Here is a 24,131-nt window from a genome sequence, read left to right on the forward strand (position 1 = left end):
AAATACTATTTTTGTTCATATCATATACGTAGAACAGATTGGGCCTAGTTTGAAAAGGCATGAACGGCATGGTCTTGCATCTCCTTGTTTTGAGTATTTACGATAATATTTCTAAAGCCTTCCATAGACTCGTATAACTCATCAAAAGTACCTGTCCCCATAACTCTACCTTTATCTAAATAGATGATTCTATCTAGTTTTTTCAACACTTCTGGCCTATGAGTTATTATAATAGTGAAAATATAACAACTTGAAGATACAATATCCTCATTAAAATTTTGTTCTGAATAATAGTCATAACTGGATGTAGCTTCATCTAGAATCAATGCTTTTGTATTCTTTCGAGCTAATGTACGAGCCAAAGCAACCTTTTGTCTTTGTCCTCCAGAAAGTTTTGAACCGTTATAACCAATACGAGTTTCGAATTTTTCCGGTAATTCTTGAATGAACGAATAAGCGCCTGACTTCTTACAGCTTTCAATAATTTCGTCCATGGAAAGCTCTTCGGATATATTAATATTATTTTTAATAGTGTCATTGAACATATAATTGTCTTGAGCCATTAAACTCCACATAGAGCGATAAGACTCAAATGTATAAGTTCTTATATCATTATTATTTATCTTTATAACCCCTTCCGTTGGTTCATAGAAACGTAGAAGTAAATTTACTATCGATGTTTTTCCGCTTCCATTAAATCCAATAATAGCAATTTTTTCACCTTTATTTATGGTAAAACTAACATGATCTAATGCTTTTTCTTCGTCATAAACCAAAGAAACGTTTTCAAATTTGATCTGTTTTATATCCATTGAATTTGGAAGTTCTATGGATCCTGGATTATCATTTTCTATATCTGTACTAAGAAATCTCAAAAACCGCTCAAAGGCAGGCTTTACAAGCGATAGTTGAGTAATAAGGTATGAAATAATTCCAATTGGCTCAAATACTAAAGAAGAATAGGAAACAAAAGAAACCAGACTTCCAATCGACATTTCATTCTTTTGGATTAGCCACGAACCAAACAAATAAAGAATGCATGTAAAAAGGATAGATAATGTAGAACCTGCCACGTTGTCAATATATCCGCAAAACATCAAGCGAGACTTTGCCTTCATACTGTTTTCTAATATATCGTTCAGTTTGGAGAGCTTTTTGTTAATAATTCCCCATAATTTAATTTCGACGATTCCGCTAATCCCATCCCCAAGCCAAGCCGAGAAATTTGATTGCACTCTCATAATAACTTTATAAATCGATTCTTGTTTCTTAAATAAATAACTACTAATCAAGACCTTAATAGGTATAGTCGCTAGCATAATTAATGTTAATTTCCAATTAATTAGAAAAAGTGCGACTAATCCAGCTACTATTTTAAATAAACTAACGAAAGAAGAAAGAAATTGTGTATCAGTTAGAGAAGAAATATTGGAAATGTCTTGAAAAAGTTCCGACATTACCTCTGAGAAATTCCGATCTTTGAAGTATTTCGTACGAACTAATAAAACATGTTTGCATGCTTGATTGTTTAGATCAAAGGGGATCCTTAAACTGATATTTCTATAATAATAGAATTGGATTGCTCCAAATAATTGCTGTGCAAAAAAAATTATAAATATCAATCCAACATAAAAAACAGTTTGCAAAAAATTACCTTTCATAATTCCAATATCGATGAGCTGCTTAGTTAACCATGGAGTTAAAAAACTACCAATCGAAGTAATAATCATAATTACACTTATAATGATTAAATTTTTTCGATAGGGTGCAAATAGTTCTTTCATTTTTAAGACAAGTTCTTTGTGCTTCATTTCACATAACTCCCGATTGTAATATCTCTACAGCTGACAAAGCGCTTACAATCATCATTAAAAATTCTGCAGCTTATTTAAGTATGAATATCACTCCTTTCAAAAGAAATTTTAGTAACGATCAAACAGATGGCAATGATGACTACGGGAATTAGCGTCATACGAATATAATCATTTATACCCGATAACCCGTTCAGCTGTGAGTTCACAACGATCCCCCGAGAAAATTCCAAAATCTGAGTCATTAATGTATTTTCAGAGATAATTTGCAGAAATGGGGATGAAGAATCTTTAAGATAACCACTTAGTAAGAAATCTCCAAAAACAATGACAAAAGTGACAACGATTACGGAAGATGTTCTTCTGATAAGCATACCTGCCATCATGACAATGGCAGCATAAGCTGCCAAGTACAGAATATTGAAGCTGAGTGCCGAGATTATAATTATGAAATCTTTCGTTAGGTTGTTAACTCCAATGTGAGAGCCCGTAATAAGTGCGGCAACCATATATAAAAAATAAAACAGTCCAAAGAACTGAAAAATCCACCATAGGATTGCTTTGATTTCTGTAATATATTTTCCAATAAAATACATTGATCTACTTCGACCAGATGAAATGATATTTTTTACAGAACCATATTCAAACCCTTCTGTTGCGAAAAAACAGACATGTATAGGAATAATAAAATACATGAAAGGAGATAATGAGACTGCAGTTCTTAAGGGCTGTAAAAGGTTACTAATTTCAAACCCAGCCTTTATCCCTATCCAAGCAAGCAATACAATAGTTCCGATCAGAAAAATATAACTGATTCCTCTAAAAGCTGAATCCTTTTTTAAATAATAGGTTTGACCTTTTAGAAAACTTCTCATGAGTTACTACCCCCTATTAGATCCATATAGTAGTTTTCAAGATTAGGAGTAGACAAATTGATTCCTTGAATTTGAATTCCTCTTTGTAAAAGAACGGACATTACTTTTTCCAGATCTGCATTTTCTTTAGGGATTTGAATCTCCTCAGTCTCAGAGATTGTAATATACTCGATTTGAAGTTCATCTTTTAATATTTGCGCAGTTACTTCAGGATCGGGCGTTCGAATACATATCTGTTTTTCTGCAGATTTCAACAATTCGTCAGCAGATATTTCTTTAATTAATCTCCCTTTATGAATAAATCCAAACTTTGTTGCCAGCAATTGCAACTCACTTAAAATATGACTGGATATTAATATGGACACCTTCTTCTCGTTTGCCAAATACTCCAAAATTTTTCGCACCTCTACAATTCCCGAAGGATCAAGTCCATTGATCGGCTCATCTAACACCAGAAACTTTGGATCATTAAGAAGAGCAACAGCAAGACCTAAACGCTGTCGCATTCCAAGTGAAAAGTCCGATATTTTCTTTTTTCCAACATTAGTCAAATTTACTGCCTGTAATACGTCAGTAATCCTATTTGGATCATTAATACCATAAATTTGGCAATAGAATATCAAATTTTCTTCCGCAGTTAAATGTGGATAAAGAGCTGGCCTTTCAATCAGAAATCCAATCTGTCGCCTAACTAAATCCAGTTGATTCTTATCATCTTTTCCAAAAAGGGATATTTTCCCACTCGTTGGATGAACCAAGCCGCCAATAATTTTCATAAGGGTGGTCTTCCCCGCTCCATTCTCGCCAACAAATCCATAAATATCCCCGGCTCTAACTATCATATTGATATCTTGTAGTGCAAAAGCTATTCCATATTGCTTTGTTAATCCTGTTGCCTCAAAAATTGTTGTATCCACCAGAACACTCCTCATCTTACCCCTGCTAACATCAGCAAAACTTGATCATCGTTTGTTGACAAGGTAATATTAACATTCGTACATAGATTTGGCCTACAAATTGTTTATATTAAGGCTAATTATGTCATTTTTAGTTCATTCACCCTAATTTGTTTAGTTTATCATATAGATTTTTTTTCCAAAATTATATAATAATAATATAATATCTGTGAAAGGGAATGATTTTGTGATTCATATCGCTATATGCGATGATGACATTCAAGTAACGGAACTGGTTGAAAGATTGATTCTAGAAATCTCGAATAGTATTTCAAATAAAGTAGAGGTCACTACCTTTTACTCGGGGACAAGATTCTCTAAGGCTATTCAAAACGGTTGCCCATTTGATATTATTTTCATGGACATTGAAATGGATGGTATGAATGGCATTAAAGCAGGACATTTGTTAAGGGCTGACGATGGAAATGATTTGGTGCGGCTCATTTATATTTCTAGTCATGAACAATATCATGTACAACTTTTCGACGTTCAACCATCTGGGTTTATTAAAAAACCTATTCAACCAGAACTATTTAAACACAAACTACTTTCTACCATGCAAAAAGTAATCCGCAAACGACAACTAGGTATCAGAAACTTCCTCCCTGTGCAACAAAAAGGTAAGGAAGTTTTAGTTCCTTATCGGGAAATTATGTATTTGGAAAGTAGAATTAGAAAAGTACATCTTTACACCAGAATGGATCGAATCGAATACTACAGCACCTTAAACAAAGAAGAGAACAAACTTCCTTCTAGCGATTTCATCAGAATACATCAATCATATATCGTGAACTTTTACTTTATTCGTGAAATCAGCTATAAGAAAGTAACTCTCATAACCGGCCTAGAACTTCCCATTAGCATGAAAAACAGCGCCTCCGTTAAGCAGAACTATTTGAAGTTTAGGGGGACTCTGATTGAATAATAATATTTTTATGGAAGAACTGTTTTATATAGTGACCTTCCCGCTTTTGCTGCCTATCATTCATTATTTTTATAGCCATTTTTTCTTTTGTCGTATCGAGAACAAATTTCAGATTGCTTTACTCTATTCTCTCTATTTTGGATGCCACCTCACTTTATACTTTAGTTCCTGGCCTGGCTCTGTACTTCTTACAATAAATACAGGGCTCATTGCAATTTTATCATTTCTTTATAGGGGAAATCTTAAATGGAGGATGTGTACTGCTCTGTTTATTATGGCTCTTATACTTCTTAGCGATGCGATCATGCAGCCTGTTTATTCTACAAGCGGTTATATTATGACTCTCTTTCTGTCCAAGCTACTCATGTTAATGCTGGTCTACATATCTGTGCGTATATCACATGCATTTGGCGAGGGCAGTCTATCAGGATGGTACTGGGTTGTCTTATTCTGTTGTCCATTTATAAGCATTTTGGGGATAGTCCAACTATCAGCCAACCAGCTCTTTCGAACTTCCCCTATTCTTATACCTTTGGTATCGTCTGGGTTACTTTTGATTAACTTCCTAATTTTTGTATTATCTGATCGGATTCTATGTGTCCAATCCGCTCAGAGTAAAAATCAGCTACTTGAACAACAAAATACGTACTATATAAACCAGTTTCAATTAATTAAAGAAAGACACGAAGAATCCTCTACATTTCAACATGATTTCAAAAACATTCTTCTTGGGCTGCGGGCGCAGCTGCAGTCTGGTGAGGATGACATAAGCATTAAAGAGATAGACAAATTACTTGGCAATGTCGAAAATCCGTCAGGAATCTGCAATAGTGGAAACTTGATTATTGACTCCATAATCAGTTACAAAGCTCAAGTCACGAAAAGGTACGACATTCCCTTTTTCATCGACTTGAACATCCCGTCAGGGCTTGAACTAGATACCACTGTAATCAGTGTCATTCTAGGGAACGGATTAGACAATGCAATCGAAGCATGCAAAGCAAAGACCAATATTGATCGCTACATTAAACTTCAAATGCATTATTTAAATGACAGTTTATTCATGAGAATTCAAAACCCGTATGTTCATGAAATTCGCATGAATACTTATGGGGAATTCTTTTCTACGAAGTCTAATGCACATTCTCGTATTGGTATAGGACTGAAAAGTATAAAAAAGATCGTTGACGATAGTCGAGGCCTGGTAGATGTATCTTATAGCAACCGTCTTTTTCAATTGGAAATTGTTCTTTTTAATGTGATTATCCCTGAAACAACTGAACCGAAAGAGATTCGTAGGTGAGTTCATATGGTAAACGGATGTTTAAAAAACATACTTGTTTTTAGGATTGCTTATTTCTTCCTAAAATCAGTTCTGCTTGCTTTCTAAAGGACTTCGCTCCGTCTTCCGGTGTAATTTTCTTAAATAAAATTTGTTCGGATAACTCATCAAGCGCTTTCATGATTTCCGCATTGCCCAGCGGATCAACCGGATCCGTAGCGCTTACATGCCTGGACGCTTTTTCAACATAATCAAAGATTTTGGCTTCAACTTCGGATAATTCCGGTTTAATTTCTTTGATCACCTTCGAAGATACCGGAACACCTCGGTCGCCTTTGATCAACTTATTGGCTTCCACATTATTTACAAAGAAATCGATAAACTTGGCCGCTTGTTCTTTTTGCGTTGAACTCTTGGGGATGGAAAAAAACATGCTTGGTCTTAAGAATAAAGCCGCCTTGTCCGCATGCTCGGGAGGCAGATGGATGGATAACGGCGCTTCAGCCGATTCGGCAAATCCGGAATATTGGTTGGACCAGTTCCAACTCATGGCCGCATTTCCTTTGACGATAAGATCATCGTTAATTCCCGTAATATGCGCTTGAACGTCCGGAGTCGGGAAGGCCTTGGCATCAACCAACCTGAGCTGCCTTTCAAAGTAAGCGGCGAATAACCCATCGTCCGTGTAGCCAAGGTCTGTACCGTCTTCATTATAAAGACGCGCCCCTTGTGTTCTTAAATAGTACGGAAAAAATACATCGGCAGGGTACATTCCATTTGTTCCATACACGCCTGCAGCATTATGGACATCGATTGCTGTTTGTTCAAAGTCATCCCAAATCCAGTGTTCATCGTCAATGTTAATGCCCGCTTCTTGGATCAGATGATCATTTGTAATCACCGAAAGAACGTTTGATCCAAGGGCGAAGCCATACAATTTGCCTGCCATCCTTCCTCCGGAGATAGCGTTATCATCAATGGAGCTAACATCAATCGTGCCATCCTCTATATACGGAGTTAAATCGTCCAGTTGGCCGGTTTCGCCATATTGAAACAGATAGGCTCTGTCCATTTGAATCACATCCGGCAACCCGCTGGCGGCCGCCCGCGGGGCAAGCTTCTTCCAATAATCATCCCAGCTGGCGTATTCCTCTACAATTTCTACATTTGGATTTGCTTGCTCATACATTTGAATCACTTTCTTGGTGTAATCATGCCTGGATTGCACGCCCCACCAGGCCACGCGCAGGGTCACTTTTTCATGTTCTTTTTCACCGTTGCTTTCATGATTGCTTAAATCGCAGGCAGCGGCTAAGAGGAGCATGATAAAAGACAATAAGATCAAGCCAAATCTTCTCAAGCTTTAAACCTCCCTTTTCCGATATTCAGACGGTGTACAGCCCGTATATTTTTTGAAAACCTGGCTAAAGTATTGGGGATTGTCCCCAAAACCGACGATTTCCGCCAATGTTCCGACGGTCACATCGTCCATTTTTGCAATCTGCTCGACTGCCTTTTCAATTCTTAGTTTAGTCAGATAGGTTGAGAAGCGCTGGCCGGTTTCCTGCTTAAACAATTTTCCCAGATAATCCGGGTTCATATATAGAATCTCATTGGCCACCATTTTAAGGGATAAATCAGGATTGCCCAGATTCTCTATTAGAACTTCTATAACTCGGCTAATCACGGAAGACCGCTTTGACTTGAAACGATGATAGTATTCATTCGTGATTTTTTGGGCGGTTGTTTCGATATATTCCTGCATTTGCTGGACCGTTTCCATGCCCAATAACGCCGATGTTCCCATGAGGTAATCTTGCATGTGCTCTGTATCTACAGTATGAACAATAGCCATATAAAGCTGGATACAATAGGTTTTGGTCAAATCGATCCCCAGCCTTAAATCGGCCATTTTTGCAAATATGTTGGTGATTTCTGCACATACATCCTGGATCAGCCCAGACTTGATTTTTAGCACCATTTGCTGTTCATCGACCATAAAATCATTGGGGACGGCTGGATTTACCGGTAAAATATCTTTTCTCGTGATAATGCTGCCTTCTCCCAAATAAAAACGGTGTTCCAAACACTCCATGGCCTCACGATACAGCTTTCTGGCGTTGCGGAAATAATCCCCCTCACTTATGGCCACCGTGGTATCCCTTTTGAAATATTGAGCAATAATCTCTCTGATCCGGATAATTTTTTGCTGCAATTTCTCTGCGTCATAATCATCCTTGATCAGGAACAATGCATATTCACCAATATGGGTAGTTACCAGGACCGAATCAAGGATCTCGGCTCCAATATTTTTGATCGCAAACAAATGCTCATAAGAAAAATAACCTTCCAGCTTAAAGAGGATCAGTCTTATCTGCTGACGATTGATTTCAAACTGAAAAAGCTGCTGATAAAATGATAAATCGTTGTCCAGGTAGCTCTTGCTGGTTAAAAATTCGGTCAACAGATGCGCTTTGGTATAAGGTTGAGCGTTTTCATATTTCTCCCGGAGCTCGCTGATAAAGGTTTCCTGAGCCTTCTTTTCGTTTAATTCATGAACGATATCGTTAAGTGCGGCCGTAATTTTAGCCTGATTGCAAGGCTTTAACAAATAATTTTTAACATCATATTGCATGGCGGTCCTGGCGTATTCAAATTCACTGTATCCGGACAAAAGGATGAATTTGATAGCTGGATACTCCTTATGAGCCTTTGAGACAAGACTGAGTCCGTCCATACCGGGCATTTTGATATCACTGATCACAATATCGGGTTCCAGTTCAACCATTTTCTCATACGCATCAATCCCGTTTCTCGCTGTCGCTACAAGTTCCGTATCCAATGCTTCCCAATCGACCACACTGGCAATGCCTTCCACAATAATTTTTTCATCATCTGCCAATAACACTTTATAAGACATCCTATCACCCCGTTTGAACAGGTAGTACCACCGTAATGGCGGTCCCTTTTCCCGAAAGATTTTCAATTGTTAAGCCATACTGTTCGCCAGCATAAAGCTTGATCCTGTCATCGATATTATTTAATCCTATTCCCGTACCTTTGGGATTTACTTGGCCTTCTTTTACTTTCTTAAGGATTAGGGGATCTATGCCAGGCCCATTATCTTCGATCCGGATCAATAACCTGTCTTCTTCCTGATAAGCCTGTAATTTTATAACCGACAAATCGACGGAAGGCTCAACGGCATGCTTGAACGAATTTTCCAGCAGCGGCTGCAATATTAATTTGGGAATCTTATATTTTTTAACATAAGCAGGAATGTCCATTTGAAAATCGATCCGGTCGTCAAACCGGTATTTTTGGATGGTTAAGTAACTGTTGACAATCTCAATTTCGTCCTCGAATATAATGAAATCCTGGTTAAAATTTGTGGAGTATCTCATGAGATGGCCCAGGGCTTCCACCATGCTTGAAATTTGCTCCTGTTGATTTATTTTCGCCAGCCAGTTCACGGACTCCAGTGTATTGTATAAAAAATGCGGGTTAATCTGAGCCTGCAGCGCTTTAAATTCGGTTTCCTTGATCAGCAGCTGCTTGGAATAATTCTCCTGGATCAACTCATCGATTCTGTGGATCATCGTTATAAAATTCCGATAAAGAATGCCCACCTCTCCTTCATCAACCATCGCGGGATTTAATAAATTGACGGCTTGAAAGTCCCCCCTTTGGACTTCCTGCATGGTAAACGCCAATTCTTGAATCGGGTCCGTAATCTTTCTTAAAAAATTAAAACCAAGGGAAATCAGAAAAACGAACATTAACATAAACACCAGCACCAGGGTATATTTCGCGGCAGTTATCTTGGAAAACATCATGTTAAACGGAATGAGGCTCCAGTATGTCCAGTCCTTAAAATCGGTTGTAATATGATTGACAAAGGTTCTTTCCCCATGAATATCTTCAATACTATAGCCCTGAGCATTTTGGGCCATGAAATGATATTCTTTAAAATCATCCATTCCATTTTCCGAATAGAAAACCTCATCCCCTTTTGTAATCACAATATTCCCTGCGATTTCTCCGTGAGGCTTTGGTAAATCGCTTACAATCCTATTTAAATTAACACGAACTAGCAGTTTGCCGATGTTTTCAAAGTTTAGATTCCCGTAAGACCGGATCAGGCGAACAGAAATGAGATCCCCATTGTTCCCGGCAAGCTCCATCCAATAGTTCTTTCCCTCATACCGGTCCGCCTGGCTAAAAGCAAGTTCTTTATCCTTCTGCTGTATGGGGTTACTGCTATCCCCGGCTAGAAATTCCCTTCCCGCCGAATCGTATAGATATATGGAATCAATGTAATTTTCCGGATCGATATATTTCTCCAATGCATCTCCCATTTTCTGTTCAAGACGATAGAAATCATAACCTTCCACATTTTCTTGAAGATCCAGTAAAATTTTTTGAATATACGGATCGACCGCGATGTTGTAACTGACTTCTTCCACCCTTTCAAGTTCCTCTTCGATGCTGTTGGACGACATCATCAACACTTGCGAGGATTTGGCATAGATTTGCTCATCATAGAGGGAAAAGGCATATTGCAGGCCTCCCAAGACAAGCACCAGCGTTGCCACCATAATCAATGTAATCGTTAACAAAAGCTTTACGTTTAGCTTTGCGTTTTTATAAAAATTGACAATGCGGAACCATATCTTTTTCATGGAATATAATAACTCCCTTGGTTGGGAAATCATTTCTTCATTGATATAAAAAAGTACCCTAAACTTCTTGCCTAAGGGTACTTGGATTTCCTCTATTTGTATAATACGTAAAATGCTTAAGATGTCATATGACTCAGTTCACTCAATTGAACACGACTTGCTTCTTTCCATATGAATCGTTTCCCAATCGTCCCGTTGGTCCAGGAAGATCGAAAATCCCTGACGCTGCCAAAACGCGACCGCGCCGCTTAAGAAATGATGAGTGTGCAAATACAACATCGAGTACCCGGCATCCATGGCAAAGTTCGCTGCCTTCCGAAAGAGAAGGGAGCCGACCCCTGCCCTTCTGGCTGCCGGACCGACAAAACACCGGACAATCTCCGCTACGCTTTCTTGATTATAGCGACCGCGGATCGCTTCAATGCGATCGTCGTAACGCAACACGCCGATGGTTCCGACAACTCGGCCATCTTCTGCGGCGGCTGCAAAAAATGAAGCATCCTCGGGTCCCAAATAAACCTGTTCAAAATCCGACATGTCTTTTGGTAATGGATCATTCTGGAGCATGGGAAACACTTCACTGCGTATGCCCACCATAAAATCGATCGCAGCCTGAACTTGCTCCTTCGTCACTTCGTTCACAGAAACAGCCATTCTCGTATTCATCCTTTTCTCCCTCTGGTTGCTAAAAAATTGAAATGAGCTCTTTGGTATACGGGTGCCGTTCATCGGACAACAAATGATCGCGATGGAATTGATCGACAAGCCGCCCTTCTTTCATCACCAGAATACGCCCGCTCATTTGCGCGACAGCGGCCAAATCGTGCGAAATGAATAAATAAGAAAGATGCAAAGATACGCGAAGCTCCGCCAATAAAGCAAGAATCGCCCCTTGCGAGATCACATCCAGGCTTGCGGTAGGTTCATCCAATACAAGAAGTTCCGGTTCGATGCTAATCGCACGGGCAATCGTCACCCGCTGACGCTGTCCGCCGCTTAATTCATGCGGATAGCGGTCCGCCAGGCTCTCCGGCAGCTGGACGGCTTCAAGAAGCTGCTTCACAAAGGCCTTCTTTGAGGTATAGGAAAAATGCCGCAGACTCAGCTGTTTTCGATACTGTTCGTATGGATCGATTAGGGAATCTTTTATTTTTAGCTTCGGGTTTAAGGCGGACGATGGATTTTGCAGCACAATCTGCATCTTTTGCCGATAAGCGTGCAATTGGCGCTCATTCAGACGTTCAATCGCTTCATTCTTAAAATAAATCGAACCTCCGTCTATCGTTTCGATACGCAGCAAACAGCGGGCAAGCGTGCTTTTGCCGCAGCCGCTTTCACCGACAAGACCAAGACATTCGCCTTGATGCAGTTCAAAAGAGAGCGGATGAATCGCCGTTTTTTGCCCTTGATAGGATTTGGTCAGGTTTTTCACCGTAAGCAACTTCATACGATTTCCGCCTTCCGCACACTTGTTGAAAGGAAGCGATCAATCGTCGGGGCCGCGTTGATTAATTGTTTGGTATACGCATGCTGCGGGTTGCCAAGCACATGATCTTTCTCTCCTGCTTCAACCACTTGGCCTTCTTTCATAACAGCGATGCGGTTCGCATAACGTTTCACGGGGCGCCAATCATGCGTGATAAACAGAATGGCAAAGCCGGTTTCCTTCTGTCTCTTTGCAAGCAACTCCAAAATCTTGTGCCCGGAGACACTATCCAATGCCGTGGTGATTTCATCGGCGATCAATAAATCCGGCGACAGCAGCAGCGCCATTGCAATCGAGACACGCTGAAGCTGCCCCCCGCTTAACTGAAACGGATATCGCTTGTACACGGACTCATCCAACCCGACGGAATCAAGCGCGTCCAATGCGCTTCGTTGCCGGGCTCGGGAATCGGAGTTGCCGTGAGCTTTCTGGTATTCTTCAAAATGTTGGCCAATCGTTCTAAAGGGGGTAAAAGAACCCTGATAATCCTGAAACACATACGACAGTTTTGAGCCGCGAATCGTTCTCAACTGTCCAGGCGATAAAGCAAATAAATCCCGTTCCTTATAAAAAATGCTCCCCTCTGCCTGCAAATTAGGGGGAAGCATGCGGCCGATGGCTTGAGAGAGCAACGTTTTTCCGCTCCCGCTTTGTCCGACCAGGGCATGCCAATCTCCCTCGCGAATAGAGAGCGACACGTTGTCGACAAGTTTCTTGTCTCCGCTGCGAATCGATACCTGTCTGATCGACAACATCACGATTGCACCTCCTTCTTGACATCAAAACGATCGCGCAAATAATCCCCCAGCATATTCGTCAGCAGCACGGCAATCACGATCGCTAAACCGGGATAGATCATGAATTCGGGTTTGGACTGAAAATAAGGCCGGGCATCGTTCAGCATGGCCCCCCATTCAGGTGTCGGCGGCTGCACTCCAAGGCCAATGTAAGAAAAGGCCGAAATGAGCAAAATCACTTTTCCAAGATCGAGACTGGCGAGTACGAGAACATGCCCTGCAATATGAGGAAATAAATGCTTGCGCATGATCTTGCCGGAAGACAGCCCGTTTGTTCGGGCAATGAGCACATAGTCTTTTTGGGACTCCGCTAAAACGGTGCTGCGAACAAGCCGGGCATAACTGACCCACTTTACGATGACAATCGCCAACACCAGGTTGCCGATCCCCGCTCCAAGCAAACCGCTCAAGACAATGGCCACAATCGTATCCGGAAAGGCCAAAAATCCATCGGCTATGCGCATAAAAATCCGATCCACCAGCCCGCGTCTAAATCCTGAGATCAGACCGAATGGGATCCCGATAACGAGGGAAACGATCAAGGCCAGCAAGCTGTAACCAATGGTTTGCTGCCCCCCTAACAAGAGCCTGGTCAGCACATCCCGACCTAGCTGATCGGTCCCAAGCGGATGCTGCAGGCTTATTCCCTGAAGGCGATTGTCCAGATTCGTTAATGTTGGATCATGACGCAAAACAAAAAAGGCATAAATGGCGACTATACCTGCCAGGAGTACGCACATCCATGCGATCACCCCCAGCCATCCGCGTTTTTTTACTTTTGGCCATGGTAAAGACGATCCTTTCATCCGCCCATCGCCCTTTCCTTTAGTCTCATCTCAGGGTTTAAATACCGGTAAGACAAATCCACGCACGTATTCACAATAAAAACAATCACCGCCATCATCAGAATGTATCCCTGAATGAGCGGATAATCGCGCCCGCGTATGGCATCCACGACAAGTTTGCCGATCCCCGGATACGCAAACAATACTTCAATGACCAGCACGCCGCCAATCAAGCTTCCCATGCTGACTCCGAAAAAGGTAATGACGGGGGGAAGGCTGTGCCGGAACGCATGAACGAGAAATATTCTCCGCTCGGTTAACCCGCGCGCCCTCGCCGCACGGATAAATTCCTGGCTGAGCGAATCAAGCAAGCTGGAACGAAGCAAACGAACATATACACTGGAGATCGCAAGACCCAGCGTCAGAGACGGTAGGACCCATGTGAGCGGGCCGTCTCTCCCCATGGTGGGGAGCCAGTTTAACCGCACACCGAATAAATCAATGAACAGCAGGCCAAGCCAAAAACTGGGGACGGCCGCTCCAAGAATGGAGAGGATTCTGCCAATATGATCTATCCAACTGTTCCGGTAAAGAGCGGATAGCGAACCAAGCGGAATCGACACCATCAACATGACGATGAGCGCGCCAACCGCCAATTCCAGGGTAGCGGGCAGCCCCATGAAAATGACATCCATGACGGGCTGGCCGGTCCTATAAGAGTTACCGAAATCAAGCTGAATGAATTTAAGCAGCCAACGTCCATATTGGACAAGCAATGGCTCGTTGAATCCCATTTCCTCTCTCAGGGCCTCTACTTGCGCTTGACTAACGGATAATTCATCCACATTCAAAATGGTTAAAACCGGGTCGCCAGGCGCAAGCCGAATAAACAAAAAGCTGACAAACGTAATGAATAACAAAAACAACAGAACTTCCAGAAACTTGCGTACCAAAATTTGAATCACTTAATTCACATCCAACCGGTTTGTGATCATATAATATTCGCTTCGGGTTGTCACCCAATTTTTCACTTTGTTTTCGTTATAAGCCACAATGGTCGAAGGATGCAGAACAAACGAATTAATCCGGTTTTCGTGGACATAATCGGCGATTTGCTCGGCCAGCAACGCGCGTTCCTCCTGACTGACCGTTTGATTGAGTTTATCAATCATGGCCGTCAGTTCGGGTTCCTGAGCGCCGCTAAAGTTGAGGGCGCCCGTAGGGTGATACGTTGCATTCAAATAATAGCCTGCATCCCCGCGCGGGGCGGTTAGATTGCTATACGTCGCAAGATCCCAATCCCGGTTGGACGCCATGTATTCCTCAGGGACATCAATCTGACGAATGTCAACTTCGATTCCGATCTGTTTGGCGTCCGATTGAAAAACTTGTGCGATTAACGGCAGATCGGCTCTTGCACTATACGTTAGCAGGATAAATTTGAGCGGTTCACCGTCTTTTTGCATTTTTCCGTCTACGAGGGAGTATCCTGCTTTTTCCAAGTAATTAACAGCTATGTCGGCTCCGGTATCATTCTGTTCATACGTTGGCGCGAACGGCAGCGACGGTAAAAATGGCCCGACCGCGGGTTCAGCGTAGCCCAACAAAATGGTATCGACAATCTTCTGCCGATTAATGAGCGCATCAACCGCCCGGCGCACATTGACGTCCTGCAAGCTTTTACGCTGCATATTCATGGTGATTTGGTGCACACGGAAAGTCGCGGTGGATTCTACTTTAATTCCATCCTGTTCTTGCAAAGATTCCAAACTTTCCACCTCCGGGCGATAAACGATATCGACTTGCCCGGATTTCAGTGCAAGCGTGCGAGCATTTGCATCCTCATTAAAAGCAAACGTTACGGAATCCAGATGGGAAGCCCCGTCCCAATAATCATCATAGCGCTCGAGTTCAAGCTTGCTCCCCGGCGAGAACGACTTTAATACGAAAGGGCCGGTTCCTACAGGATGGTTGACAATGTCATCTGCCGCTGCATCGATAATGGAGACATTCGGATTCACAAGCTCGGATACGAACTCGGGAAAGGGCACCTTGGTTTTTATTTTCAGCGTATAATCGTCCACCGTTTCGATCTTTTCGACTTTGAGCGCATTTTGAATTGCCACACTCTCTTTCAATGCGCGTTCAAGAGAAGCTTTCACCGCTTCCGCATCCATTTTCTTACCGTTATGAAACGTGACGTTTTCCCGAACTTTAATCGTCCAATGCTGACCATCCGTACCTTCCCAGCTTTCCGCCAGCCAAGGCGCAATGGACAGATTGTCTTCATCCAAGCGTACCAGCGTTTCCGTTATCCCTGCCCTTAGCGGGACATAACTTGAATCCACATGGGGATCTAAAGAATTCGTTGAGAAATTATATAGAAAATGAATGTGCTTCTTTTCTTCGTTGCTCTGATCGGACTGGGTGCAGGCGCTGATCAAACTGATACAGATCAATAAGATGACAAACTTCGGAAAGTGATTTCTTAAGAACCTATGGTATTTTTCAAATTTACCAGGGTAATGCCGATTGCTATTATCAAATTTCATTGTAAGTACTCCTTTTTCGTAATCGTTACGATTTATATAATATCTTAATGAATTTTATATGACAAGCCCATTTATTTGAAATCAGATGACTAAATAATAAGCTGTTGATTATATAATCAAATAATTATATAATAAGTCTGAATTAAGGTCGCTTTTAATTAAAAAGGAGGTGAAAGGATGGTCGCCACTGAAACATCTATCGCCGAAATGGCGGAAACCCTGAAGCTGCTCTCCGATAAGACTCGTTTAACGATTATTGCCTTGCTGAAGGAACGTGAGATGTGCGTCTGCGATATTGTTGACATTCTGGAGACGACGCAACCGAATATCAGCCAACATCTGAAAAAACTGAAGAACGGCGGAATCGTAAACGAAACCCGGCGCAGCCAATGGATTTACTATTCATTAAACTTAAGCGATAAGCCGTATTTAAACGACATCCTGAACCGTCTTCCCTCGATGAAAGAAAGGATTGAGGCGCTGAAACCCAATAGCTGCTGTTAATTTGGAGGTTCTATGCTGGTACTTGCTTCTGTTATCTTCCTTGTCACCCTGATCTTCGTCATTTGGCAGCCGAAAGGACTGAATATCGGCTGGTCCGCTTGCGGCGGCGCAATCCTGGCGCTGATTTTCGGCGTCGTCGATTTCCACGATGTATGGAACGTCACGCAAATTGTTTGGAATGCCACGCTTGCGTTTGTAGCGGTAATTTTGATCTCTCTGATCCTGGATGAGATCGGGTTCTTTGAATGGGCCGCGCTGCATATGGCCCGTTTCGCCCGAGGCAACGGCAACCTGATGTTTGTCTACGTCGTCCTGTTAGGAGCTGCGGTTGCCTTTTTCTTCGCCAACGACGGGGCCGCACTTATCTTAACGCCAATCGTCCTCGCCATGGTCCGGGCTCTCCGGTTTGATGAGCGGATGATACTCCCCTTCATCATGGCGAGCGGTTTTATTTCCGATACGGCCTCGCTTCCGCTTGTTGTCAGCAATCTGGTCAACATCGTCTCGTCCGATTTCTTTGGGATCGGGTTCGTCGAATATGCAAGCCGAATGATCGTACCGACGCTCTTCTCGGTTGCGGCCAGCTTGCTTGTCCTGTATCTGTTTTACCGCCGCAGTATCCCGAAGCGATACAACTTGGAGCAGTTGAAGAAGCCGGTCGATGCCATCAAGGATCGGCGCCTATTCAAGATCTCATGGATGATCTTGGCGGTTCTCCTGATCGCCTACCTGACGAGCGAATGGATCGGCATTCCGGTATCCATCATCGCCGGTGCAGCCGCGATCGTCTTTCTGATTCTGGCGAGACAGAGCCGGGAAATTCATACCTGGAAGCTCGTCAAAGGGGCGCCATGGGCTGTCGTCGTCTTTTCCATCGGCATGTACGTCGTTGTGTATGGACTCCGAAATGTGGGCCTGACAGATGAACTCGGGCATGTATTTCAGTGGATAGGGGATCAAGGACTGTTCTTTGCGACCGTCGGTTCCGGGTTTGTTGCGGCAATCCTCTCCTCTATGATGAACAACATGCCGACGGTCATGATCAACGCTTTGGCCATCGACGGTACAAATCCGCCAGGCATTCTGCGGGAGGCGTTCATTTATGCCAATGTGATCGGCTCTGACTTGGGACCTAAAATTACGCCAATCGGATCTTTGGCTACCCTGCTATGGTTGCACGTTCTTTCCGGCAAGGGTGTAAAAATCTCGTGGGGAGCCTATTTTAAAACGGGTATTGTCCTTACCGTTCCCGTATTGTTCATCACCCTGACCGGGTTATATTTGTGGCTTAAAGTAATGGGTTAAGATTCACCAAAACTTTTATAAAGGAGCAATCAAAAATGAACAATAAACCGCTTGTCTATTTCCTGTGCACGGGCAATTCTTGCCGCAGCCAAATGGCTGATGGCTTTCTGAACGAATTAGGAGGGGATAAATTCGAGGTGAAAAGCGCGGGTCTGGAAGCGCACGGGCTCAACCCTCGCGCCGTTCAAGTGATGAAGGAAGCCGGCGTTGATATTAGCGGCAACACTTCGGACGTCATCGATCCGGAAATCTTGAATCGGGCAACATACGTCATCACGCTTTGCGGACATGCCGATGAGCATTGCCCGGTGATCATGAATCCTAACGTTATCAAATGGCATTGGGGTTTTGATGATCCGGCGAAAGCCACCGGCACCGAAGAAGAGATTATGACGCAGTTCCGCAACGTACGGGATGCCATCAAATCGCGGATCGAAACGTTCGTTCAACAAGGGGAATAAAAGGGGAGCAGGTGAACTCATCTCCTTGTTATTTGTAGACATTACGATTAAAATGATAGAAGCAATGCATATTATTTAGTTATTAAAGGGGCTTTTATCATTGGCATGGCTTCAGTCAAGTTTTCCAGCAGACCTGCTTACCTTTAAGACGATGTTTATCAGCATCTTTCTGGAAGCTCTTCCGTTTATTTTGCTGGGGGTCATTTCCTCGTCATTGCTGCAATGGTTCGTTTCGGAGCGACGCTTGGCGCGTATCATCCCCCGGAATCCCTTGCTGGGCATGCTGTTCGCAAGTCTTGGCGGCATGCTCTTTCCCATTTGCGAATGCGGCATGGTTCCGGTCGTGCGCCGGCTTGTCGCCAAGGGAATGCCGGTCTATATCGCAACGGTTTTTATCTTGAGCGGACCGATTCTGAATCCGGTCGTTCTTTTCGCGACCTATACCGCTTTTCGCAATCGCCCGGAAGTGCTTTATTCCAGAATCGGGCTCGCCATCATTGTTTCTTTCGTCGTCGGGCTGATCGTATACCGGTTTGTCCGCTACAATCCGCTCCGCTTGAATCTCGAAGCCTTGTACGATGAAGGCCCCGAAAGCATCAAACACGATACCTGGACGGGCAAATTCACCGCTTTTTTTATGCATACGTTGAATGAGTTTTTTGAAATGAGCAAATATCTTGCCATCGGGGCTTTGATAACGGCAATGATTCATACGTTTGTCAATACGGGACAGCTGGCGGCGTACGGACAAGGTCCCGTCTCGTCTCACCTGCTGATGTCCGGTTTTGCTTATCTTCTATCGATATGCTCGACTTCGGACGCCTTTGTCGCTTCTTCTTTCGTGGGCACCTTTTCCGCAGGGTCTCTGATCACCTTTCTGGTGCTGGGGCCGATGCTTGACTTGAAAGGAACGCTGATGCTGATATCGGCATTTAAAACGAAATTTGTGGTGACATTGGCCGTGGCCATCCCGGCAACGGTGCTCGTTTTCAGCATCGGGCTGGATCAATGGTTGCTCAGATAACGCACGAAAGGGGAGTATCATGAAGGATCGGAAGTCGATCACGTTATTTCATCATATCGTCAGGACCGTTTTATTGCTGGGCCTTTCCGTGTATATCGCTTTTTTGGTCGAAACGGACAGCCTGCAGCTGTATATCGGCATACGCATCATGCCATTGGTCAAAGCATCGGCCCTGGTCGTTTACGCGCTAGCCGTCATTCAGGGCTTTATTGCCTACAGAAGCTATAAGGGCTCCGTTATCGAATGCGATTGCTGCGGCAATCCGCCGGCCGGGTCCCGGACCAAGGCAAGTGTCCTTTACGGTGTGCTCGCCCTGCCGTTGTTGCTTGGCTTTTTGCTGCCCGATACCGTGCTTGGAGGCTCCTTTGCGAACAAAAAAGGGATGATCTTGGGGGCAGCCGCCTCCCCTTATGCTGCATCGGGCTACTCGCCGCCAACAGCAACGGCCGCCGATTCTGCCGACGCTTCGATTGGTTCCTCCGACACTTCATTGGAAGGCTCCGCTGCTTCTGCATCCACCGAGGAGGAGGGGGCTGCAAACGCCGCCGAACCAACTGAATCGTCCGAATCTGTGGACGGGCTGTTTCAAGCGGAGGACGAGTTTGACCGGGAATTGGCCGAGCTGGCAAAACGGATCTACGTGCTGCCAGTGATCAACGTCAAACCGGAAATCTATATGGAGATCCTGTCTTCGGTCGTAGTGTTCAAGGAGCAGTTCATCGGCAAGGAAATCGAAATCGCCGGTTTTGTCTACCGCGAACCGGGTCTGGCGGACAATCAACTGGTAATCGGGAGAATTGCCGTCCAATGCTGTACGGCGGACGCGACGCCTTACGGGGTTCTGGCCGAATTCGACGGCGCCTCGGAGCTCAAGGACGACACCTGGGTCAAGCTGAAAGGCACTATCGGCCAAACCGAGTATAACGGAAACGCCATTGTCAAAATCGATGCGACGGAATCAAACCTGATCGAAAGGCCAGACAACCCGTACATCTATCCCAACTTTGATTTTCTGAATGTTAGCGTTGAATAAATGAGGAAACTTGAGTCAGGAGGCATCCCCATGAAAACACCTGTTATCATTATCAGCGGTTTTTTGGGCAGCGGCAAAACCACCCTGCTGCTTGAACTGATCAAAACGCTGTACAGCCGGAACCTGGGGCCGGCGATTTTGATGAACGAATTGGGCAAAGCCGACGTGGACGGCCGAATTCTGACCGAAGCCGTGGCAGGACTTCCGCTGGAAAAGCTGTTTGACGGTTGCATCTGCTGCAGCAAAAAAAGCGAAATCGCCGGTTCCCTTAAAAGCTTGCTCGCTTTGGCCCCCGACGTGATCCTCGTCGAGCTTACCGGCGTCGCCAATCCCGAGGAGGTCGTCGACGCCATGGCCGAGCCCGAGCTGCTGAACGAGGTGATCCTGCATAAGATCATCACCGTGATCGACGCCGAAAACGCGCTGGAGTATAACAGCATCTTCGCCTCCGATAAGCAGCTCGTCCATACGCTCCGCCGCCAACTGGAAGTGGCGGACGTGATTCTTGTCAATAAGCAGGACCTCGTCTCCGACTCGCATTTATCCAAAGTGACCCGTTTGATTCAAAAACATAACGAGCAAGCCGCCGTCTTCAACACCACGTTCGGGAAATTTAGTCCCGAGGCCGTGATTGAAGGACTTGAACCATTAAATCGTCAAGCCAAGACCTCCGGCCGCCTTAAAATCGCGACAGTCCGGCATCCCCATCAACATGGCGGCGATTCCGCTTCGTCAGCCGGACAGGGGAACGCTTCTTTTTCCCGCATTCAAAGCGTCTTCATTCCTATAAACGGACAAACGCCCATTTCCCTGAAAAAGCTGGAAAAATGGTTAAAAGCCAAGGGAAAGCATATTTTGCGTGCCAAAGGTTATGTTTGCCTTGAGGGTTCGCAGAGCGCCTCGCTGATTCAGTTTGCGGGCAAGCGTTCCTATCATGAACGCGCGGAATATCAAGGTCCTTACTATATGGTCATTATTGGATACGAACTTGATGAACCCGCATTATTGGCGGAATGGCGGGCCGTCGGGTTCGGCTGACCGCATGCGCTAATAAAGCACGTCCGCCTAGCTACTTCTTCGCCCCGCCGAGGCTAGGAGTACTTTGAAGCTTCCTGCGAAGGCCCCCGGTTACGGATAGCCATGATTAGGAGCGCCCCGGACAAGAGAACCATTAAAGCAGCGGCAAAACCGTACGGAAGATGCTTGTCGATACGGTATAATCCGGTACTCAACAAAGGGGCCGCAACAGCGGCAATTCCTTGAACCATGCCGACGAGGCCGGCGATGCCGCCTTGTTGCTCCTGCGATACGGCAAGCGAAGCCCCCGTCATAAAACCCGGCATGATAAGTCCTGCACCGATCCCAAACAAAAGATAGGCCGCATAAAACACGGACAACTTCGCAAATAACAACATACCGATAAAGCTGAGTATAAGCAGCAGCGTCCCCCACAAAATCTGCCGCCGGGGTTCGAGCTTCGAACGCTTCATCAGCAACCCCTGCGTTGCGATCATCGAAAAGCCGCAGATCATCAGCCCGAAGGAAACGAAACGGGCGGCTTCTTTCGTTGTAAGCGACAACTGATCCTGAAAATAGAATCCGCCGACGACCTGCAAAGATACGATGCACGCCATGACGGCCATCCCGGACAGCAGATAAATCCGGAGGCCTCGTTGCAACGGATTGATACGGGGGGGACGGGCACGAACAACCGCCTTGTGCTTCGGCACGACGAACACTACGGTTGCAAATGCAACGACAGGCAGAAGCGCGCCGACATAAAGCGGCCAGATCAAGCCAAGCAGCGCAAAGGCGCCTGCGATGGCAGGTCCGAGCACCAACCCAAGCCCATTAGCCGCTCCGATCAGCGCCATCCCCGCCGATCTGCCTTGTTCGTCCGTCACATCCGCCATATACGCCTGGGCGGAAGAAGGTACGGCCGGAATAAATGCACCGATCAGCGTTCTCGCCGCAATCAACAAAACAAGGAGAAGACCGCCGTTCAACAGTTCGCGGAGTCCCGCGTACATGATAGCCGTAAAGCACACATAACTAACGAACATCCCGGCGAAGCCCGCGAGAATGACCGGTCTTCTGCCGAATTTATCGCTCCATCTGCCCCATAACGGGGACATGACGGCCATGGCGACGGAGCCCAGCGAGATGATAATCCCGGAATGAACTTCGTTCAACCCCAATTCCCGCACGAGCGAGGGCATCACCGGCGCGATGATCATCAGCCCGACCATAGCGACGAATACGCTGAAAAACATGCCAAATCGAATATTCCCCATCTGTTCACACCTCCGGTATTCCGGCTGGCAGGCGACGCTTCGGAGCCGATAAAGGCCCCGTTTTCCGCTACATGAATGCGAATATACTCATTCATGTAGCGGAAAACGCCATGCTGTCTCCTGTCGCCGGTATACCTTCATTGTACGGAAACGGGCTTCGACTCCGCCGCTCCCGGGCGGATTATCTTTAACGGTCGGCGGATTTATTTATTCCCCCGTCTTTCCGTTGCCCCTCAGACATTCGCTTGGATTGTGGCCGAACATCCTACGGTAGGCAGCCGCAAAGTGGCTCAGATTCAGGTACCCGACGCGGAAAGCCGCTTGGCTGACCGTAGCTTCCCCCCCTTCCAATAAACGGCGCGCCTCGTTCATCCTTAAGTTTCGGATATAACCAAACACCGTCGTGCCGAACAACTCTTTGAATCCCGCCTTCAGCTTGTAATCGTTGAGGCCTGCCGACCGCGCCAGCTCCAGCAAGTTGGGGGGCGTTCTCCAGCTATGCGCCAGCACCTCGCGGGCAAAGTGCAAGCAGCGGATATCTTCCGCACTCAATTTGGAACTCGGACGTCCTGACGAAGCATCCATTTCCGCTTGATCGAGATAAGTGGCAATCAGTTCATAACATTTACCTTCAAGATAAAGATGGCGCAACGGTCCGGCGTACGAACAATCCCTTATTTGCTCGAACAATTTCACAATTTGCGGGTGGCCGGCCAGTTGGCGGCTGAAAAATCCGCCGGGCGATCTACGAGAAAGTTCCGAATTCAACGCTTCGAAACGGCGCAAATCGATACGAATCTCCATATGGGACAATGGCTCGACCGGGCTCAACTCCGCATTCAGCCGACGATCCGACATGTACGCGAGCGTTGAGACGCCGGGAGCCATTTCAAATCCGGCTGCACCGTCCCCTGACCAGTTTCCGCAACCTGACATCGTATAGGAAATTTCCAAATGGGGGTACATCGTTTGGAATTGAAGTGAAAGCGGTTTGCTCAAGAAGCCTTCGTAGCTGCTAATCTCCAACCCGCTGCGCAAGTTTGTGCGAGTCGCTTTGACGGAACAGAAGGGAGCTTTCAGCTCATACGATCGCTGATTTTTGACCCGATCCTCCTCCAACCGCCGAACGTTCGGGTTCTCATACAAAGAGTCCAAATTATGAGTGATCACTTGAATGTTCAAAACAAGCCCGCCCTTCCCCTCTCCTGACTGATGCTCAAATCATTTTGCATTTTTTCGCCTCCTGTTGCCATGGCAACCGAGTTGTCTTATACACTCTGCTACAATCAGCCTAAATGAGAACCATTCTCATCATTGTTCTTAATTATATCAAATGGAGGGAATCCTTCAATAGAAACT

The 24,131-nt window shown here is 45.0% G+C and carries 22 protein-coding genes; 8 read left to right on the plus strand and 14 right to left on the minus strand.

The window, feature by feature from the left end; all coding sequences use genetic code 11:
- Window positions 1-44 precede the first annotated feature (44 nt).
- The 3 genes from EHV15_RS32435 to EHV15_RS32445 all read right to left on the minus strand — a co-directional run bounded on the left by EHV15_RS32435 (window position 45) and on the right by EHV15_RS32445 (window position 3,603).
- Window positions 45-1,811, minus strand: a complete 1,767-nt coding sequence (locus EHV15_RS32435) for an ABC transporter ATP-binding protein (RefSeq protein WP_128634893.1) — start codon at window positions 1,809-1,811, stop codon at window positions 45-47.
- A gap of 77 nt (window positions 1,812-1,888) precedes the next feature.
- The gene (locus tag EHV15_RS32440; RefSeq protein WP_128634894.1) at window positions 1,889-2,686 is read right to left on the minus strand and encodes a hypothetical protein; all 798 of its coding nucleotides are present in this window, start codon (window positions 2,684-2,686) and stop codon (window positions 1,889-1,891) included.
- A complete protein-coding gene (locus EHV15_RS32445) occupies window positions 2,683-3,603 on the minus strand; it encodes an ABC transporter ATP-binding protein (RefSeq protein WP_178076015.1) in 921 nt (306 codons plus the stop codon). The genes EHV15_RS32440 and EHV15_RS32445 overlap by 4 nt, the downstream gene beginning before the upstream one ends.
- Window positions 3,604-3,829: 226 nt before the next feature.
- On the opposite strand from EHV15_RS32445, the gene EHV15_RS32450 reads away from it, so the two are divergent.
- Window positions 3,830-4,567 carry a LytR/AlgR family response regulator transcription factor gene (locus tag EHV15_RS32450; RefSeq protein WP_128634896.1) on the plus strand — a complete coding sequence of 246 codons (738 nt, stop codon included), beginning with the start codon at window positions 3,830-3,832 and terminating at the stop codon, window positions 4,565-4,567.
- A complete protein-coding gene (locus tag EHV15_RS32455) occupies window positions 4,560-5,870 on the plus strand; it encodes a sensor histidine kinase (RefSeq protein WP_128634897.1) in 1,311 nt (436 codons plus the stop codon). The genes EHV15_RS32450 and EHV15_RS32455 overlap by 8 nt, the downstream gene beginning before the upstream one ends.
- 40 nt (window positions 5,871-5,910) lie before the next feature.
- Here EHV15_RS32455 and EHV15_RS32460 read toward each other — a convergent pair whose 3' ends face one another.
- From EHV15_RS32460 to nikA, 9 genes are all read right to left on the minus strand, one after another.
- On the minus strand, window positions 5,911-7,209 hold the full coding sequence (locus tag EHV15_RS32460) for an ABC transporter substrate-binding protein (protein ID WP_128634898.1): 1,299 nt from the start codon (window positions 7,207-7,209) through the stop codon (window positions 5,911-5,913).
- A gap of 3 nt (window positions 7,210-7,212) precedes the next feature.
- Window positions 7,213-8,757, minus strand: a complete 1,545-nt coding sequence (locus EHV15_RS32465) for a response regulator transcription factor (RefSeq protein ID WP_246061856.1) — start codon at window positions 8,755-8,757, stop codon at window positions 7,213-7,215.
- Window positions 8,758-8,773: 16 nt separating this feature from the next.
- The gene (locus tag EHV15_RS32470) at window positions 8,774-10,531 is read right to left on the minus strand and encodes a sensor histidine kinase (RefSeq protein WP_128634900.1); all 1,758 of its coding nucleotides are present in this window, start codon (window positions 10,529-10,531) and stop codon (window positions 8,774-8,776) included.
- Between the two features lie 138 nt (window positions 10,532-10,669).
- Complete coding sequence (locus EHV15_RS32475) at window positions 10,670-11,197, minus strand: GNAT family N-acetyltransferase (protein WP_128634901.1); 528 nt, start codon at window positions 11,195-11,197, stop codon at window positions 10,670-10,672.
- A 19-nt stretch (window positions 11,198-11,216) separates the two neighbouring features.
- Window positions 11,217-11,978 carry an ABC transporter ATP-binding protein gene (locus EHV15_RS32480; RefSeq protein ID WP_128634902.1) on the minus strand — a complete coding sequence of 254 codons (762 nt, stop codon included), beginning with the start codon at window positions 11,976-11,978 and terminating at the stop codon, window positions 11,217-11,219.
- The gene (locus tag EHV15_RS32485) at window positions 11,975-12,772 is read right to left on the minus strand and encodes an ABC transporter ATP-binding protein (protein WP_128634903.1); all 798 of its coding nucleotides are present in this window, start codon (window positions 12,770-12,772) and stop codon (window positions 11,975-11,977) included. The genes EHV15_RS32480 and EHV15_RS32485 overlap by 4 nt, the downstream gene beginning before the upstream one ends.
- Entirely contained in the window at window positions 12,772-13,620 is an 849-nt protein-coding gene (nikC, locus tag EHV15_RS32490; protein ID WP_128634904.1) for a nickel transporter permease, read from the minus strand. The genes EHV15_RS32485 and nikC overlap by 1 nt, the downstream gene beginning before the upstream one ends.
- The gene (gene nikB / locus EHV15_RS32495; protein ID WP_128634905.1) at window positions 13,617-14,564 is read right to left on the minus strand and encodes a nickel ABC transporter permease; all 948 of its coding nucleotides are present in this window, start codon (window positions 14,562-14,564) and stop codon (window positions 13,617-13,619) included. Before nikB ends, nikC begins: the two co-directional genes overlap by 4 nt.
- Window positions 14,565-16,151 (minus strand): nickel ABC transporter substrate-binding protein, encoded by a 1,587-nt coding sequence (gene nikA / locus EHV15_RS32500; protein ID WP_128634906.1) that lies wholly within the window; start codon window positions 16,149-16,151, stop codon window positions 14,565-14,567. It lies immediately after the preceding gene.
- A 177-nt stretch (window positions 16,152-16,328) separates the two neighbouring features.
- Between nikA and EHV15_RS32505 the strand changes: the two genes are divergently transcribed.
- From EHV15_RS32505 to EHV15_RS32530, 6 genes are all read left to right on the plus strand, one after another.
- Window positions 16,329-16,655 (plus strand): ArsR/SmtB family transcription factor, encoded by a 327-nt coding sequence (locus EHV15_RS32505; protein ID WP_128634907.1) that lies wholly within the window; start codon window positions 16,329-16,331, stop codon window positions 16,653-16,655.
- A 12-nt stretch (window positions 16,656-16,667) separates the two neighbouring features.
- Window positions 16,668-17,960 (plus strand): arsenic transporter, encoded by a 1,293-nt coding sequence (locus tag EHV15_RS32510; protein ID WP_128634908.1) that lies wholly within the window; start codon window positions 16,668-16,670, stop codon window positions 17,958-17,960.
- A 35-nt stretch (window positions 17,961-17,995) separates the two neighbouring features.
- Window positions 17,996-18,421, plus strand: coding sequence for an arsenate reductase (thioredoxin) (gene arsC, locus EHV15_RS32515; RefSeq protein WP_128634909.1), 426 nt, complete (start codon window positions 17,996-17,998; stop codon window positions 18,419-18,421).
- Window positions 18,422-18,521: 100 nt separating this feature from the next.
- Complete coding sequence (locus EHV15_RS32520) at window positions 18,522-19,445, plus strand: permease (protein WP_246061857.1); 924 nt, start codon at window positions 18,522-18,524, stop codon at window positions 19,443-19,445.
- A 19-nt stretch (window positions 19,446-19,464) separates the two neighbouring features.
- Window positions 19,465-20,478 (plus strand): TIGR03943 family putative permease subunit, encoded by a 1,014-nt coding sequence (locus EHV15_RS32525; protein WP_128634910.1) that lies wholly within the window; start codon window positions 19,465-19,467, stop codon window positions 20,476-20,478.
- Between the two features lie 30 nt (window positions 20,479-20,508).
- A complete protein-coding gene (locus EHV15_RS32530; RefSeq protein WP_128634911.1) occupies window positions 20,509-21,516 on the plus strand; it encodes a CobW family GTP-binding protein in 1,008 nt (335 codons plus the stop codon).
- A 53-nt stretch (window positions 21,517-21,569) separates the two neighbouring features.
- Here the strand turns inward: EHV15_RS32530 and EHV15_RS32535 are convergent, their stop codons facing one another.
- A complete protein-coding gene (locus EHV15_RS32535; RefSeq protein ID WP_128634912.1) occupies window positions 21,570-22,772 on the minus strand; it encodes an MFS transporter in 1,203 nt (400 codons plus the stop codon).
- Window positions 22,773-22,979: 207 nt separating this feature from the next.
- Window positions 22,980-23,954 carry a helix-turn-helix transcriptional regulator gene (locus tag EHV15_RS32540; protein ID WP_128634913.1) on the minus strand — a complete coding sequence of 325 codons (975 nt, stop codon included), beginning with the start codon at window positions 23,952-23,954 and terminating at the stop codon, window positions 22,980-22,982.
- Between the last annotated feature and the right edge of the window lie 177 nt (window positions 23,955-24,131).

The organism is Paenibacillus oralis (assembly GCF_003863965.1).
Lineage (GTDB): Bacteria > Bacillota > Bacilli > Paenibacillales > Paenibacillaceae > Fontibacillus > Fontibacillus oralis.

Bases quoted from the DNA above. Each gene is read 5' to 3' on its own strand.
- EHV15_RS32485 (WP_128634903.1), bottom strand. From the start codon at position 12,772: ATGTTGTCGATCAGACAGGTATCGATTCGCAGCGGAGACAAGAAACTT.
- nikA (WP_128634906.1), bottom strand. From the start codon at position 16,151: ATGAAATTTGATAATAGCAATCGGCATTACCCTGGTAAATTTGAAAAA.
- EHV15_RS32510 (WP_128634908.1), top strand. From the start codon at position 16,668: ATGCTGGTACTTGCTTCTGTTATCTTCCTTGTCACCCTGATCTTCGTC.
- nikC (WP_128634904.1), bottom strand. From the start codon at position 13,620: ATGAAAGGATCGTCTTTACCATGGCCAAAAGTAAAAAAACGCGGATGG.
- arsC (WP_128634909.1), top strand. From the start codon at position 17,996: ATGAACAATAAACCGCTTGTCTATTTCCTGTGCACGGGCAATTCTTGC.
- EHV15_RS32470 (WP_128634900.1), bottom strand. From the start codon at position 10,531: ATGAAAAAGATATGGTTCCGCATTGTCAATTTTTATAAAAACGCAAAG.
- EHV15_RS32475 (WP_128634901.1), bottom strand. From the start codon at position 11,197: ATGAATACGAGAATGGCTGTTTCTGTGAACGAAGTGACGAAGGAGCAA.
- EHV15_RS32535 (WP_128634912.1), bottom strand. From the start codon at position 22,772: ATGGGGAATATTCGATTTGGCATGTTTTTCAGCGTATTCGTCGCTATG.
- EHV15_RS32505 (WP_128634907.1), top strand. From the start codon at position 16,329: ATGGTCGCCACTGAAACATCTATCGCCGAAATGGCGGAAACCCTGAAG.
- EHV15_RS32435 (WP_128634893.1), bottom strand. From the start codon at position 1,811: ATGAAGCACAAAGAACTTGTCTTAAAAATGAAAGAACTATTTGCACCC.
- EHV15_RS32525 (WP_128634910.1), top strand. From the start codon at position 19,465: ATGAAGGATCGGAAGTCGATCACGTTATTTCATCATATCGTCAGGACC.
- EHV15_RS32440 (WP_128634894.1), bottom strand. From the start codon at position 2,686: ATGAGAAGTTTTCTAAAAGGTCAAACCTATTATTTAAAAAAGGATTCA.
- EHV15_RS32530 (WP_128634911.1), top strand. From the start codon at position 20,509: ATGAAAACACCTGTTATCATTATCAGCGGTTTTTTGGGCAGCGGCAAA.
- EHV15_RS32480 (WP_128634902.1), bottom strand. From the start codon at position 11,978: ATGAAGTTGCTTACGGTGAAAAACCTGACCAAATCCTATCAAGGGCAA.